This is a genomic window from Sorangium sp. So ce302 (assembly GCF_051530145.1).
GTDB lineage: Bacteria > Myxococcota_A > Polyangia > Polyangiales > Polyangiaceae > Sorangium > Sorangium cellulosum_B.
Map to the genome: position 1 here is coordinate 11,597,062 of NZ_CP150326.1, position 14,381 is coordinate 11,611,442.

The 14,381-nt window shown below is 75.0% G+C and carries 10 protein-coding genes; 4 read left to right on the forward strand and 6 right to left on the reverse strand.

Annotation, left to right across the window (positions count from 1 at the left end):
* Positions 1-212: 212 nt before the first annotated feature.
* From WME73_RS43850 to WME73_RS43860, 3 genes are all read left to right on the forward strand, one after another.
* Positions 213-2,684 carry an AAA family ATPase gene (locus WME73_RS43850; RefSeq protein WP_437742236.1) on the forward strand — a complete coding sequence of 824 codons (2,472 nt, stop codon included), beginning with the start codon at positions 213-215 and terminating at the stop codon, positions 2,682-2,684.
* A 108-nt stretch (positions 2,685-2,792) separates the two neighbouring features.
* Positions 2,793-3,320, forward strand: a complete 528-nt coding sequence (locus tag WME73_RS43855) for a hypothetical protein (RefSeq protein ID WP_437742237.1) — start codon at positions 2,793-2,795, stop codon at positions 3,318-3,320.
* Positions 3,317-4,237, forward strand: coding sequence for a 3-hydroxyacyl-CoA dehydrogenase family protein (locus tag WME73_RS43860; RefSeq protein ID WP_437742238.1), 921 nt, complete (start codon positions 3,317-3,319; stop codon positions 4,235-4,237). Before WME73_RS43855 ends, WME73_RS43860 begins: the two co-directional genes overlap by 4 nt.
* A 36-nt stretch (positions 4,238-4,273) precedes the next feature.
* Here WME73_RS43860 and WME73_RS43865 read toward each other — a convergent pair whose 3' ends face one another.
* The 5 genes from WME73_RS43865 to WME73_RS43885 are packed head-to-tail and all read right to left on the reverse strand — an operon-like array spanning position 4,274 to position 10,719.
* Positions 4,274-4,951 (reverse strand): hypothetical protein, encoded by a 678-nt coding sequence (locus tag WME73_RS43865; protein ID WP_437913472.1) that lies wholly within the window; start codon positions 4,949-4,951, stop codon positions 4,274-4,276.
* 34 nt (positions 4,952-4,985) lie between these two features.
* Entirely contained in the window at positions 4,986-5,729 is a 744-nt protein-coding gene (locus WME73_RS43870) for a hypothetical protein (RefSeq protein WP_437742240.1), read from the reverse strand.
* Complete coding sequence (locus WME73_RS43875; protein ID WP_437913473.1) at positions 5,726-6,706, reverse strand: pseudouridine synthase; 981 nt, start codon at positions 6,704-6,706, stop codon at positions 5,726-5,728. The genes WME73_RS43870 and WME73_RS43875 overlap by 4 nt, the downstream gene beginning before the upstream one ends.
* The gene (locus tag WME73_RS43880; RefSeq protein WP_437913474.1) at positions 6,703-9,774 is read right to left on the reverse strand and encodes a PEP/pyruvate-binding domain-containing protein; all 3,072 of its coding nucleotides are present in this window, start codon (positions 9,772-9,774) and stop codon (positions 6,703-6,705) included. The genes WME73_RS43875 and WME73_RS43880 overlap by 4 nt, the downstream gene beginning before the upstream one ends.
* 21 nt (positions 9,775-9,795) lie before the next feature.
* The gene (locus WME73_RS43885; protein ID WP_437913475.1) at positions 9,796-10,719 is read right to left on the reverse strand and encodes an alpha/beta hydrolase; all 924 of its coding nucleotides are present in this window, start codon (positions 10,717-10,719) and stop codon (positions 9,796-9,798) included.
* Between the two features lie 290 nt (positions 10,720-11,009).
* Between WME73_RS43885 and WME73_RS43890 the strand changes: the two genes are divergently transcribed.
* Positions 11,010-12,512, forward strand: coding sequence for an amino acid permease (locus WME73_RS43890; RefSeq protein WP_437748110.1), 1,503 nt, complete (start codon positions 11,010-11,012; stop codon positions 12,510-12,512).
* Between the two features lie 82 nt (positions 12,513-12,594).
* Here the strand turns inward: WME73_RS43890 and WME73_RS43895 are convergent, their stop codons facing one another.
* Entirely contained in the window at positions 12,595-14,214 is a 1,620-nt protein-coding gene (locus tag WME73_RS43895) for an AgmX/PglI C-terminal domain-containing protein (protein WP_437913476.1), read from the reverse strand.
* Positions 14,215-14,381: the final 167 nt, after the last annotated feature.

Sequence of the window (14,381 nt, forward strand, 5' to 3'; positions counted from 1 at the left end):
CGGAACGGACGAAGACGAACCTGACGGGACCGACCTCCGCCCACGCGCGGAGGCCCTCTCTTGCGCACCCCTCCCTTCACATGTCCTGAACGACCCTCGCAGCGCGCTTCCGTAACAACCTTTTCAGCGCCCCCCCGGGCGCGCTCGCCCGGGGATCGAGCGGCCCTCCCGCCGCGCTCGTGTCGGGCGGAGATACCCGATACAGTTTCGACATGAATCCGCTCGTCCCGGACTTCATCCTCGAACAGGACGCCGAAGGGCAATACGCGGGAGCGGTCGACGCGGCTGTCCTGCACGTCTCGCTGCCGGCGATCGTGGAGCTCGCCGAGCAGATGATCGCGCGCCAGGCGCTCGATCCGGACGCGCTGCGCTCGTTCTTCGATCCGCTGTTCGAGGCCGTGCACCAGTCGGGCGGGTTCGTCGCGACGCTGTCGCCCGCCGGCGGGTTCACCGCGCTGTTCCCCGATCGGCCAGGGCGCAACGTCACCCGGCACGCCCGCAGCGCGGCGCTCGCGATGCGGCGCAGCCTCCTGGAGCTCGCGGCGCGGCGCACGCTGGGCGCCGGGGGCGCGCAGACGCCGTTCAGGATCGGGCTCGCCTGGGGCACGGTCCACTGGACGATCGTGCGCATCGCCCCGGATCGCGCGTACTTCCTGATCTACGGCCCCGCGATGGAGGCCTGCCAGGCGACCGACCGCGGGGGGGACGACAGCGAGCTCCACCTCGATCGCAGCTTCCGCGAGCGGCTCCCCGCGGCGAGCGCGCGGGAGAGCGTGGCGGAGCTCGACGAGGCCGATCTCCTGAGCGGCCCCCCCTCGCTGACGATCACGTCGGCCCCGACGGACGCGGACGTCGAGGCGTTCCTGCCGCCGGGCGCGGGCGATCTCGCGCCGGAGGGCGAGATCCGCGAGGTGACGACGGTGTCGGTCTCGCTCGATCGGGTGGAGAGCCCGACGGAGCTCCTCCAGCAGCTGCACGAGATCTCGGCGATGTACGGCGCGACGTTCGCCGGCATGACCGTGACCGAGCGCGGCTTCGGCGCGCAGTTCTACTTCGGCGCGCCCGTCGCGCACGAGAGCGACCACGATCGCGCCCTCGACTTCGCGCTCGAGCTGAAGAGCAACGGCCTCGGCGTGCCCCGGCTCGCGGTGGGCGTCACCCGCGCGCGCTGCCTCGTCGGCTTCTTCGGCGCCGTGGGCCGCCGCGAGTTCGCGTGCGTCGGCCGCGCCATCCACCTCGCCGCGCAGATCGCGCGGAAGGCCGCTCCGTCGTCGATCTGGGCGGACGAGCGGGCGTTCCGCGCGGGCGAGGCGAGCCACCAGTGGTCGACGGAGAACATCTTCCGGTTCGACGGGTTCGATCTGCCGATCCTCGTCTACTCGCTCGAGCGGCGGCGCATCGCGGTGCAGGAGGAGTTCTACGACCTCGGCCCCATCGGCCGCGAGGTCGAGCTCGGGCGGCTCACGCAGGCGCTCGAGCCCCTGTTCACCGGGCGCTCCGCGGGCGTCGTGTACATCCTCGGCGAGGCGGGCATCGGCAAGAGCTACCTCGTGCACAGCTACCGCCACCAGCGCGCGCAGCTCATGGACATGCGCCCGCTCCTGTGGATCGAGGCCCGCTGCGATCAGACGCTGAGGACCCCGCTCTACGCGTTCGAGTTCGCGCTCAAGGAGTACCTCGGGATCTCGTCGGAGCTCGGCCAGCGGGCCAAGGAGGCGGGGCTCGATCTCGCGCTGGAGCTGCTCCTGGAGCGGCTGCCCGAGAGCTGGACCGAGGTGCGGGCCGGGATCGACAGGTCGCGCGAGGCGCTCGCGCGGCTGCTCAGGCTGCGCGGCCAGGAGGCGGGGGCCGAGGCCGGGGGGCGCGACGAGGTCCTCGGGGCGCTCGCCGCGCTGCTCGTCGCGGAGAGCTCGCTGCAGCCGGTGGTGGTGCACCTCGACGACGCGCAGTGGGCCGATCGGACGTCGCTCGAGGCGGTGCGCGCGATCACGGCCGCCTGCAGGGACCTGCCGCTGGCGGTGATCTGCTCGGCGCGGCCGGCGGCGTCCTCGGGGGAGGGCGTGGACGCCCGCATCCCGCTCGACGCCGGCATCCCGTCGCAGGCGATCGAGCTCGCGCCGCTCCCGGCGGAGCGGCTGCTCGCGCTCGCGGAGCCGTTCTTCGGCGGCCCGCTCCCCACGATGCTCGGGTCGCTGCTCGGCCAGACCGCGGGGGGGAACCCGTTCTTCGCGCAGGAGATCCTCGCGTACTGGCTGGAGGACGGGCGGTACGGGTCGGCCCACGACGCCGCGCGCTCGAGCCGGTTCATGCCGCCGCGGACCGTGAACAGCCTGCTCGTCGCGCGGCTCGAGCGGCTCGAGCCGCGGACGCGGCAGACGGTGATCTCCGCCGCGGTGCTGGGGCGCGAGTTCGACACGCGCGTGCTCGCCCGGATGATCCCGGACGCCTCGGCGCTCGTGGATCACCTGCGCTTCGGCGAGGCGCAGCGGATCTGGTCGCGGATGGGGGAGCACCGCTTCGAGTTCTGCACGGTGCTGATCCGCGACGCCGCGTACGGGATGCAGCCGAAGGAGACGGCGGAGCGGCAGCACCGCCTCGCGGCGGAGGCGATCGAGGCCGTCTACGACGACGATCTCGAGGATCAGCGCGCGGCGCTCGACAGCCACCGGCGGCTCGCGGGCTGAGCGCGCCCGGCCGTTCTGGCCGGCGGGGCGCGGGCCGTACGTGGGCGGTACGTGCAAGCGCGTGGAACCCCCTCGACGCCGCTTTCGAAGTGCGGCAACTGTCCGCGCATGAGCACGGCCCATCACGAGGCTCACGCGGCCCCGGCGCACGACGTGAGCGATCACCATGGCTTCGACGGGGAGCCCGCCCGCGCGCTGCCGGCGGACGAGCCGCCCACCCCGAACTGGGTCCCTGCGCTGGGGCTCGCGGTCTTCGTGGTGGCTGGCGTCACGTTTCTCGCGATGAACAGCGACGACGACGGCGCCGCGGGGCAGGCCGCGCCGGCGGGCGCGCGCCCGGCTGCGGCCGTGGTTCGCCCGGCGGCGGCCGGCGCTCGCCCCGCCCCCGCCGGCGCCCGCCCGGCGACCGCCGAGGCTCGCCCTGCGGCGCAGCCCGGCGCGCGCCCTGCGGCGCCGACCGGGCCCGCGGCGGGGGCGGCCGCGGAGGCCCTGAGCGCCGCCGCGGCCCAGCGCGCGGCGGGCACCGCCGCGCCGGGCCCGGCGAACCTGCGCAAGCTGACGCCGCAGGAGGTGGAGCTGGTGCGCAAGCGCATGGAGGCGCGGCAGAAGGACGGCGCTCCGGCTCCGTCGAAGTGAGCGAGATCGTGGTGGACCCCGCCGCAGCGCGCATGCGCACGGTGCTGGTGCTCGGCGCGGGCACGATGGGCCAGGGGATCGCGCAGGTCACGGCGGTCGCCGGCTACGTGACGCGCCTCTACGACGTCGAGGCCGCGCGGATCGGCGCGGCGATCGAGGACATCAAGCGCTCGACCGATCGCCTCGTCCAGAAGGGCAAGATGCTCAACGAGGCGCGCAGCGAGATGATCGGGATGCTCGTGGCGTCGCCGGATCTCGAGCGCGCGGCGGCGGACGCCGATCTCGTGATCGAGGCGGTGCCCGAGCGGATGGACCTCAAGGTCGAGGTGCTCGGCCGGGTGAAGGCGGCGGCGCCGGAGCGAGCGCTGCTCGGCACGAACACGTCGAGCCTGAGCGTCACGGAGCTCGGGCGCCGGCTCGGCGCGGGCGGGCGCACGATCGGCCTGCACTTCTTCAACCCGCCGCCGGTGATGGAGCTGCTCGAGGTGGTGCGGGGGCTCGAGACCGACGAGGCAACGGTGACGGCGGCGCTCTCGGTGGCGAGGCGCCTGGGCAAGACGCCGATCGTGGTGAACGACACGCCCGGCTTCGCGACGAGCCGGCTCGGCGTGGCGCTCGGCGCAGAGGCGATGCGGATGCTGGAGGCCGGGGTGGCGTCGGCCGTCGACATCGATCGGGCGATGGAGCTCGGGTACCGGCACCCGATGGGGCCGCTCAAGCTGACGGACCTCGTGGGGCTCGACGTGCGGCTCGCCATCCTGGAGCACCTCCACCGCGAGGTGGGGGAGCAGTTCCGGCCGCCGGTGATCCTGCGGCAGATGGTGCGGGCGGGGAAGCTCGGGAAGAAGACGGGGGAAGGGTTCTATCGATGGACGGAGGCGGGGGCCCAGCCCAGCGACGGCTGGCGTCGCGGGTAGGGGGCGCGGCGGGGGCCGCGCGCGGCCGAGGGCGCGCTACCGGTTCAGCTTGTCCTTCTTGGCGCTCTCTTCGGCTTCCTTCTGGCGCTCGGCCTCGCGCTGGATGATGCGCTCCTTGACCGCGGCGTAGTCCTTCTCGTCCTTCACCCGCCGGTCGACCTGCTTCTGCCGCTCCGCTGCGGTCGCCGGATAGCCGGTCGCCTTGGGGTTGCTCGTCAGGTACGTGCTGTAGGCCCCCCACGCCTCCTTCACGGCCTGCCAGTTCTTCTGACGCTCGCGCAGATCGGCGAGGCAGAAGAGCACCTTGGCGTGGAGCTCCTCCGTGCCCTTCTTGCCGATCGCCGTGGTCCAGGCCGTCTCGGCCTCCGCCATGTTGCCGGACTCGAGCATCGCCTCGCCGAGCAGGTAGAAGCCGAGCATCTTCGAGGAATCCAGCTTGATCGCCTCCTGGAACCCTGCGATCGCGCCCGGGATGTCGCGCGCCACGAACGACGCCTGGCCCTTCAGCACCTGCTCCGTGTAGGGGCTGATGCCGGTGTGCCCGCTGGGATCTTTGCGCTGCGACGAAGCAGCGTCGGGCGCGGCCTCCGCCGGCTCAGGCGCAGCCGCCTGCGGCTTCTCCTTGCCCGCAGGCGGCTGGGCGGCGACCGGCGCCGCGGAGAAGACGACAGCGAGGGCGAGCGATGCGACGACAGCGAGCGAGCGGTCCTGCATGCCCGCCAAGGTACCGCAGCTCAGGCAGGGCGCGCTACTTCCGCCGCGGCCTGAACGGATCCGGCGGCAACCCGGCATCCGGAGGCCGCCCCGCATCCACCGGCGGCCAGCCCGCATCCGGCCAGCCCGCGTCCACCGGCGGAAAGCCCCCATCGGAGCCAGCGTCCGGCCAGCCCGCATCCTCCGGTCCCCCGGCGTCCGCAGGCAGCTTCCCCGCATCCCCCGGCGCGCCCCCGTCGATCGCCACCCCGCCCTGCGCGCTCAGCGACACGAGCCGGCCGTCCGGCTCCGGCGGCCAGAAGAAGCGCTCCTCCGCGCCCGTCTTCCGGTCCACCAGCTTGGCCCAGCTCGCGCGCGGGTTGTCCGCCATCTGCACGCGCAGCCGCGTCGTCACGCCGTTGTCGAACGTCGGACGGCGGAGCAGGGCGCCCGGCGGCCGCTCCGGCGCGTCCCCCGTCAGCGGCACGTCGAAGCGGACCCGATCGAGCAGCTCCTGGCCAACGTACAGCTCGATCGCGAACCGGCCCATCACCCGCGCCGTCGCCAGAGGCCGGTCGAGCGCAACCGGCCGCACCCGCACGACCGAGCCTCTCCCCTTCGCGTACTGCACGTCGAAGACCCACTGCTTCGCGCTGGGCCGCGGGGCAGGGTCCGGCGCATACCCCGCGCGGGACGGCGGAGCCTCCGGCTCGGCGACGGCGACCACGCCGGCGGCGGCGAGCGCAAGGCCAGCGAGGAGCCCCAGGGCGGCGCGGGTGAGAGGGCGAGGCGAGGTCATCGGGTACCGGAAAGAGGCCCGAGCGGCAGGGCCGCCTCGAGCGTCGCGGAGAGCACCTCTTCCCACGCCGAGCCGTCGCCGTCGAGCGCCACCCAGAGCTCGCGGAGCTCGTCCGGCACCGGCGCGATCGCCGCGCAGAGCTCGCCGCGCTCGTCCGGCACCGTGACGCGCAAGGCGTGCAGCGCGACGCGCGAGAGCGCGATCACCCGGCCCCTCGCCGTGGTCACCGACCGGGCTCCTCCGTGGTCGCGATCGCCGAGGAGCGGGGCCCCCGCGTGCGCCGCGTGCACCCGGAGCTGGTGCGTGCGGCCCGTCACTGGGTCGAGGCGCAGCAGCGTGGCCGGCGCCGCGCCGCCGCCCGCCGAGGCGATAACGCGGTAACGCGTCGCCGCGTCCCTCGCCCCGGCGCCGCCCACCGCGGGCAGGCTGCGCCCGCCCCGCGACCGCGCGGCGCCGATGGGCGCATCCCACGTGCCCGACCCCTCGACGCGCCCGCCAGCGACGCCGACGTACACCCGCGCGATGCGCCCCGCCTCGCGCATCGCGGCCAGGTGCCGCCGGCCCCGCGCGCCCGTCGCGCACAGCACCGCGCCGCTCACGCCGACGTCGAGCCGCGAGGCCGCGTGCGGCAGGTCGCGCAGCCCGAGCAGCTCCGCGATCTCCGTGACCAGCGACCGCGTGCCCCGGCGCTCCGGCTCCGTCGGCAGCGCCGCAGGCTTCGACGCGACAAGGAGCTCCCCCCAGCGCGCCAGCACCTCCACCGGCGGCGCCCCCGGCGCGTCGCGCCGCGCCGGCCACACGGCGAGCTCGTCGCCGAGGGCCACCCCGTCGCCGGGCCGCGCGCGCCGGCCGTTCAGGAACGCGCGCCCCTCCGCCGCCGCGCCCGCAAGGCCCCGCGACGCGCCGCCCGCGCGCTCGAGGACGTCGGCCACCGTGGGGCCGTCCGAGGGCCCGACGCGGAACCGCGCGGCCGTCATCCGGGCGGCGCCGGGCGCGGGGCAGCGCCGCCGCCAGGAGCTCCCCCGGCGACGACGCCCGGCGACGACGGCGAGGCGCGCTCGTCCAGGCGCTCGACCACGCCGCGATCACCGTCGATGCGGAGCCAATCGCCCGTCTTGATCGCCAGCGTCACGCCGGGGACGTTCACCACCGCAGGGATGCCGTACTCCCGCGCGACGATCGAGGCGTGCGACATGGGGCCGCCGAGCTCGGTCACGACCGCGGCGGCCACCAGGAACAGGGGCGAGAGGCCGACGTCGGTCGTGCGCGCGACCAGCACCTCCCCCGGCGCCACCGCGTCGAGCGCCGAGGCGCCCGGCTCGAGCACGCGCGCCCGCCCCTCGACGACCCCGGGGCTCGCCGGCAGCCCGAGCAGGCGCTCCCCGGACGCGGGCGGCAGCACGACCGGCGGCGGCCGGCCGATGAAGGTGGCCGGCGGATCGGGGCGCGCGGCGTCGCGGAGGTGCTCGGCGCGCCGCAGCCGGACGAGGTGGCCCACGTCGGCGCGGCCGCTGGAGAGCGCCGTCGCGAGCTCCTCGTAGGTGCAGAAGAAGACGCTCCCGGGCTCCAGCGAGGGGTCGAGGCGCCGGAGGCGCCGGTCGATGTCGAGCGCGACCCTGCGCAGCATGCCGAGGACGCGCGTCACCCACGTGCGCATGCGCTCCCGCAGGCGCACGTAGCGCTGCGCGCGGCCGACGAGGGCGCGCAGGAGCGCGAGCTCCAGCCGCGGCACGCGCGTCTCGAGCATCGCCATCTCCCGATCGGCGAGCGCCCGAGCGCGCGCCAGCGCGCGCTCCGGATCACCCGGCGCGCCGCGCAGCGACGCCGTGAGCATCGCGACGACCGGCGACGGGTCCTCCCCCCAGCGCGGCGTCGCGAGCTCCGCCTCGCGCACCGCGCGGTCGCCGTAGGCGTCGAGGAACCGCGCGTACGCGTCGCGCGCCGGCCCCTCGGGCAGGTCGCGCGGCCACAGGACCCCGCCGGCGAGGAGCCGCTCGCGCGCCGTCCGATCCTGCATGACGAGCTCGGCGACCCGCGCGAGCTCGATGCCCGGCCCCGCGCTGTCGAGCTCGCGCACGCCGCCCGCGAGCACCTGCGCCAGGTGCTCGACGTTCGTCTCCGCGCGCCCGGCCGGCGCGTCGAGGTGCGCCTCCCCGGAGGCGGAGCGCGCGGAGGCGCGGCGGCCCGCGATGCGCTCGAGCGCCTTGCACAGCGCGAGGTGGCTCGCGAGCGACGCCGACGCGCAGTGCAGCATCCGCGTGCCGGTCCGCTCGAGCAGCATGAAGACGCTCCGGAGCGTGGTGCCGATGGCGTCGTCCGGCAGGAGCGTCATGTCGAGCTCGGAGAGGGCGCGCTGCGCCCAGAGCGCCTCGCCCTCGTAGGCCGCCACCTCGCGCTCGAGCCGCGCCTGCCGGAGGAGGAGCCGCGGCCCGGTGAGCGGCAGCCGCGCATAGAAGCCGCGCCGCGAGACGCCCTCGCTCTGCTCGGCGAGCCGCGCGATGAGCGCCTCGCTCGCCCCGCCGCTCATGCCGAGCAGCGCGCGCGGCGAGAGCCCCGGGACCTGCGCCGCGATCCGCATGAAGGCGGTGAGGTTGAGGTAGAAGCGCCCGTGCACGTTGGCCACGAGGCGCGCGCCCCGCGGCACGCGGCAGCCGAGCGCGGCGAACGCCTCGCGGAAGCCCCGGTCGGAGAACGCCCGCGCCACCGACCAGGTGAGCGGCGTCGCCGCGCCGGGGAGCGCCTCGCCCACGTTGGCGCGCGACCAGATCGTGTCGGCGTCGCCGCCCTCGGGGAAGCCGCCGCCGCTCACCGGGCGCACCTGGAGCAGCCACACGCGCCGCGCCGCCGGGGAGGGCGCGCCTTCGCCGCCCTCCGACGCCGCCGGGGAGGGCGCGCCTTCGCCAGCCTCCCGCGCCGCCGGAGCGGACGCGCCCGCCGCGGCGGCGGCCTCCGGCGGGTCGGACGGCGCTTCCCCGTCGACCACGAGCGCCGCGCCGGGCGGGCCCTCGCCGCGCTCCTCGACCGCCTCGACAGCGAACTCCACGTCGAACGGACCCTTGCCGCCCTGCTCGAGCCGCTCGGCGAGCTCGGCGAGCTGCCGCAGCGCGGCCTCGCCGAGCGCCGGCTGCTCGGCGCTCGGCTCGGGCACCGGGATCTCCTCGAGCCCGGCCGCGCCCACGACGAGCGCGCGCCGCTTCTGCGCCACCGCCGACGCGACGACCCTGCCGCCGTCGCGCGCCAGCCGGATCGTGTCGGCCGCCGCGGCGCCGTCGACGACCGGCGCGCCGAGCCCGAGCGTGGCGTTCACGAGCCGCTCGCCGGCGTGCCAGTGCTCGCCCTCGAGCCCCGGCGGGGGCGCGGTGAACAGCACGCCCGCGGCCTCGGCGCGCACCATCACCTGCAGCACGACGCCCATCGCGACGTCGCGGACGCCGGCGTGCGCGAGGTACGCGAGCGCGCGAGGCAGGAAGGCGCTCGCCCAGACCTGCCGGATCGCGGCGTCGAGCCCGGCCTCGCCGCGCACGCCGAGCACGGACGTCGCGAGCCCCGCCATCGACGTCTCCTCGCTGTCCTCGCACGTGGCGCTGGACCGCACCGCGAGGCCCCACGGCGCCTCCTGCTCGACGGCCTGCCAGAGCGCCCGCAGCGCGGTCGAGAGCGCCTCGGGCAGCGGCTCGCTCAGGATGCGGTCGCGCGCGCGCGCCGCCCGGTCGACGCCCGCCCTCGTGCCCGAGAGCCGGATCAGCGTGGCGAGGTCGTGCCCCGGCGGCAGCTGCCGGTCGACGAGCTCCGTGAAGCACCGCGCGTCGAGCACCCACCCGCGCGGCACCGGGAAGCCGTCGCGGAGCAGGCGGCCGAGCGAGGCCGCCTTGCCGCCGACGCGCTTCGCGCTCGTGTGGCGGCGCAGGCCGGCGCTCTCGAGCGGCTTGAGCCACTCGCGCACGGTGGGCGGATCGGTCGCGCCGTCGGCGCGGGCGGTGCGTGTGGGGTCGGCCACGTCGATGCCGAGGGAGTAACACGGTTCGGCGGCCTGGGTCAGGGGCATGTGACGGCCGGGCCGCCGCGATCACAGCGGCGGCAAACCGCGCTGGATCCGCTCGTGCCAGAGCACCATTTCAACGCCGCCAGGCCCCCGATTCCAGGCGTAGTCGTGCGGGCCGGGCACGACGAGCAGGGTGTGGGTCACGCCGTCCTGCCGCAGCCGATCGCTGAGCGCCTGGATGGCGGGCAAGAACGGGTCGGCCTCGCTCGACACGAGCCGGAGCGCGACCGCGCGGCGCTCCATGGCCCGGCGCGCGAGCGCGGAGAACATCTCCGCCTCGCCCGCCCGCACCGCGGGCTGCAGGGCGCCGACCGCGCCGAAGACGTCGGGGAACGACAGGCCGACGAGCAGCGCGAGGCGGCCGCCGAGGCTCACGCCGTCGATGCCGGTGGCCTCGCGCGCCGCCTGGCAGCCGCCCTCGGCGCGCGCCCGCGGCAGGAGCCGCTCGACGAGGAAACGGCCGAAGCCCACGGCCCCCTCGACGGAGCGGTCGCGGAGGTCGGGCGTGAACGGCGTGGCGATGCAGAGCCCGCGGTAAGGGTGGGCCTTCAGCGAGGCGTTGAGCTGCGCGAGCCGCTCGGGCGTCACCATCTGCCCGAGATCGTCCGGCGTGAGCGGCGGCGAGCTGAGCCGCCGGAGGGCCGCGTCGAGGCCGTAGTCGTCGCGCCACCCGCGCGCGCCGACCTCGAGGCCTCGCACCGCCTCGCCGCGCCCGTGCAGCGCGACGAGGAGCGGCGGCGCCGGCGCGGCCTCGGGCGCGAGGAGCAGCGCGCGCTGCGGGCCTTCGCCCTCGGAGGCGGGCTCGAACCGGAGATCCTTCCAGGCCGAGGGGGCCGCCTCCTCCGGCGCCGGCGGTGAGGTGCCTCGCCGGCACGAGGGCGCGGCGAGCGCGGCGAGGCCGAGCAGCGCGCGCCGGCGCGAGAGCGGGGGGATCGTCGTGGCGGCCATCGGCGGCGAGGGTAGCAGCGGGGCGCGGGCGCAGCCCTGGGCAGGCCCACGTGCCCCCATGTAGGCTGCATGGGTCCGGGCGAGGGCCCTCAAAAGGGGGAGCGCTCATCGGCGAGACGCGCCGATCCTGACGAGGCCCGAAGGGCTCCGTCGGCCCCGGGCGAGAGACCCGTGACGAAAGGGGACCGCTCATGAGCCGTGAGACGAAGGGGGACGTCGGGCCGCGCGCAGGCGGTGCGCCGGGCAGCGTGGAGGGCGTGATCGCGGACGACGTGAAGACGCTCCACAGCATGGGCTATGCGCAGGAGCTGCTGCGCAGGATGGGGGGCTTCTCCAACTTCGCGATCTCGTTCTCGATCATCTGCATCATCGCGGGCGGCATCACGTCGTTCCAGATGGGCTTTTGCAGCGTCGGCGGCGCCGGCATCGGCATCGGGTGGCCGGTGTGCAGCGCGCTCACGCTCTGTATCGCGCTCACGATGGGCCAGGTCGCGTCGGCGTTCCCGACCGCGGGCGGCCTGTACCACTGGGCCTCGATCCTCGGCGGCCGGGGCTTCGGCTGGGCCACCGCGTGGTTCAACCTGATCGGGCTGATCACCGTCCTCGCGGCCATCAACGTCGGCGCCTACCTGTTCATCATGAGCTCGCTCGGCCCGCTGTTCGGCGTGGATCTCGCCGCGATGCCCCCGGATCGCGCGCTGGTGACGCAGGCCGTCGGGGTCACGCTCATCACGGGGACGCAGGCGCTCTTCAATCACCTCGGCATCCGCGTCACCACGCTGCTCACCGACTTCAGCGGGTACCTCATCCTCGTCGTCTCGGTGATCCTCACCGCCGCGATGCTCTTCTACGCGCCCGCGATCGACGTCGGCCGGCTCGTCACGTTCACGAACTACAGCGGCCCGAAGGGGGGCGACGTGTGGCCGGAGACGGGCAGCATGACCACGCTGTTCCTCCTGAGCTTCCTCCTGCCCGCGTACACGATCACGGGGTACGACGCGTCGGCGCACACGTCGGAGGAGACGATCGGCGCGGCGCAGACGGTCCCGCGGGGCATCGTCCGGGCGGTGCTCGTCTCCGGCGTCTTCGGGGCGCTGATGCTGAGCGCGATCGTGCTCGCGATCCCGGACATGGATGAGGCGGCGTCGAAGGGCGGCGGCGTCTTCTTCTGGGTCATGGAGCGCGTCATCCCGGAGAACCTCCGGATCGCGCTCTACGCCGGCATCTCGGTGGCCCAGTACCTCTGCGGGCTGGCGACGGTGACGTCCGCCTCCCGCATGACCTTCGCGTTCGCCCGCGACGGGGGGCTGCCGCTCTCGGAGCAGCTGCGCAAGGTGAGCCCGAAATTCCGGACGCCGGCGACGGCGATCTGGGTCGTCAGCGCGCTGACGATCGGCTTCACCGTGTACACGCCCGTCTACTCGACGATCACGGCCGTCTGCGTGATCTTCCTCTACATCTCGTACGTGATGCCCACGATGATGGGCGTGCGCGCCTACGGCCGCACCTGGGTGAAGATGGGCCCGTGGGACCTCGGCCCGCTGTACCGGCCGCTCGCGATCATCAGCGTCCTCGCGTGCCTGATGCTGATCGTCGTGAGCGTCCAGCCGCCGAACGACAAGGCCCTGGGCATCATGCTCATCGTGTTCGCCGTGACGGCCATCGTCTGGTTCGCGCTGGAGCGCCGCCGCTTCCAGGGCCCGCCCCAGGGGGTGATGATCCAGCAGCGAGAGCGGGAGATCGCGGAGGCGGAGCGGGCCGTCGGGCAGATCGCCGCGCGCGGCGGGCCGTAGGGATCCGGCGGAAGAGAGGGACGCTGCAGCCCACAGAAAGGCGGAGAGGGCGAATCGGCCTCTGGAGAGTCGAGGCGAGGAATCAGCCGCCAGAGGGGCTGAAGAGGAGGGGATAGGTCACGGTCACGATGCCAACGTCCGGCGGCGGGAACGACAGCCCGTAGAACGAGCGCACCACGCAAGAGACCACGCCGGCGTCCGGCAGATCGGAGCCGCCGTTGTGGACGCTCGATACCGCCCCGTCGCGGCCGATCACGAAGCCGACCGACACGCGCCCGGTGAGGTTCGGGCTGTTGCGCAGCCCGTTCTCGTAGCAGAGCCGGAAGCGGCCGAAGTTCTGGCGCACGATGCGCTGGATGACCTCCGGCGGGATCCGGCCCGACACCGAGGGCGAGCCGACCCGCATGCGCGGCGCGCTCGCCTTGTGGCCAGGGCCGTTGGCGAAGCGCGACGCGCCGCCGCCAGGGCCGAAGCCTTGCCCATCGCCGACGCCGCTCCCGTGGTTGATGGTGCCGATGGCCCCGATCCCGATGCCCGTGAAGCGCCCGTCGCCGCCCTCGCCGACGCCCGTCAACCCGAGCCCGCCCACGCCGCCCGACTCGTCGATCGTCTCACCCCACATGTTGGCGATCACGCTCCTTTCGCCGTTACCGAGCGTGTCGGCGCCGCCCCAGGGCGCCGAGAGCGCGTTGGGATCGCCGCCGGACCCCGCCTGGAGCACGCCGATCATGCCGAAGCGCGCCGCGTCGTCGAGCGCCTGAGCCCGCGAGATCCGCACGTCGCGGTTGTCCTTCGGCCCCTGGATCTCGAAGCGCCCGCCCGTCTTCCGGCTCGTCTCGCTCCCGGCCTTGCCCGACTCGCCCATCGCGGCCGCGCCGGAGCCGCCCTCGCGCTCGGTCTGGCCGGTCGCGTCGGTGACGTCCTTCACCTCGGGCAGCTCCTTCTCGGCGATCGCGCCGATCGCCTGCGCCATGAGGTAGGCCTGCTCCGCGCTCACGCCGCCGTCGTCGGCCATGGCGAGCGGGGGCATGAACGCGGCCATGGCCCCGAGCAGGCCGACGTGGAGCAGCGTCGAGAGCGCGGTGAACGGCAGGTTGCGGCGGTCCATGCCGGCCTTGCCCGCGACGCGGCGGCCCGCCCTGCCCACCGCCACCTCGAACCCGAAATCGCCGAGCTCGAGCCTCGCGCGAGCGCCGGGCGGCAGCGCGATCCGCCGCGCCCCGTCGAGCTCCGCGCACGGCGCCGCGCGGCCCGTGGCGATCGCCTGCGCGATCGTCATCCTGCAGCTGCCGAACTCGATGGATCCCGACGCCCCCGGCGGGATGACGGCGCTCACCTCCCCGCCCTCGCCGACGAGCACGAGCGGCGCCCGCGCCGCGCCGAGCCGCTCCGCAGGTAGGAAGAAGTCGCACACGCCCCCGGGGCCCTCCGCCTCGCCGACATGAAAGGCGCGCGGCGGCGTCAGGTGCGCCACGTGAAGCGGGGTGTTCCCCCACCGGATGATCACCTCGAGCGACAGCGCGTCGGTCTCGCACTCGTCGGCGGGGACGTCCGGCGCGCTCTTGACGAGCGCGTACGTATAGGAGCCCTCCGGCGCGTCCGCGGGCACGTCGGCCTCGGTGGCCGGATACGGGCTGAAGGGCAGGTTGCTGAGGAACGGATTCGAGGGTGCGATGCCCGGAGCCATCTTGAACGTGTCCATCGGAGAACAGCCCTTTCCCTGCTCGCGCTCGCGCGCATGTCCGCGCGGCGAGCGGTCTGAATGGAGCGAGCCATCGAGGGCCCGCCTCTCTCGGCGCGCCCCGGCGCACGCGCGGCGAGCTTCACCGCTCTCTGCGTGCGCCGCGGAGCACCGCGTCCACGCCAGGG

Coding starts and splice junctions, on each gene's coding strand:
- WME73_RS43850 (WP_437742236.1), top strand. CDS start 213: ATGAATCCGCTCGTCCCGGACTTCATCCTCGAACAGGACGCCGAAGGG.
- WME73_RS43855 (WP_437742237.1), top strand. CDS start 2,793: ATGAGCACGGCCCATCACGAGGCTCACGCGGCCCCGGCGCACGACGTG.
- WME73_RS43865 (WP_437913472.1), bottom strand. CDS start 4,951: ATGCAGGACCGCTCGCTCGCTGTCGTCGCATCGCTCGCCCTCGCTGTC.
- WME73_RS43870 (WP_437742240.1), bottom strand. CDS start 5,729: ATGACCTCGCCTCGCCCTCTCACCCGCGCCGCCCTGGGGCTCCTCGCT.
- WME73_RS43875 (WP_437913473.1), bottom strand. CDS start 6,706: ATGACGGCCGCGCGGTTCCGCGTCGGGCCCTCGGACGGCCCCACGGTG.
- WME73_RS43880 (WP_437913474.1), bottom strand. CDS start 9,774: ATGCCCCTGACCCAGGCCGCCGAACCGTGTTACTCCCTCGGCATCGAC.
- WME73_RS43885 (WP_437913475.1), bottom strand. CDS start 10,719: ATGGCCGCCACGACGATCCCCCCGCTCTCGCGCCGGCGCGCGCTGCTC.
- WME73_RS43890 (WP_437748110.1), top strand. CDS start 11,010: ATGGGCTATGCGCAGGAGCTGCTGCGCAGGATGGGGGGCTTCTCCAAC.
- WME73_RS43895 (WP_437913476.1), bottom strand. CDS start 14,214: ATGGACACGTTCAAGATGGCTCCGGGCATCGCACCCTCGAATCCGTTC.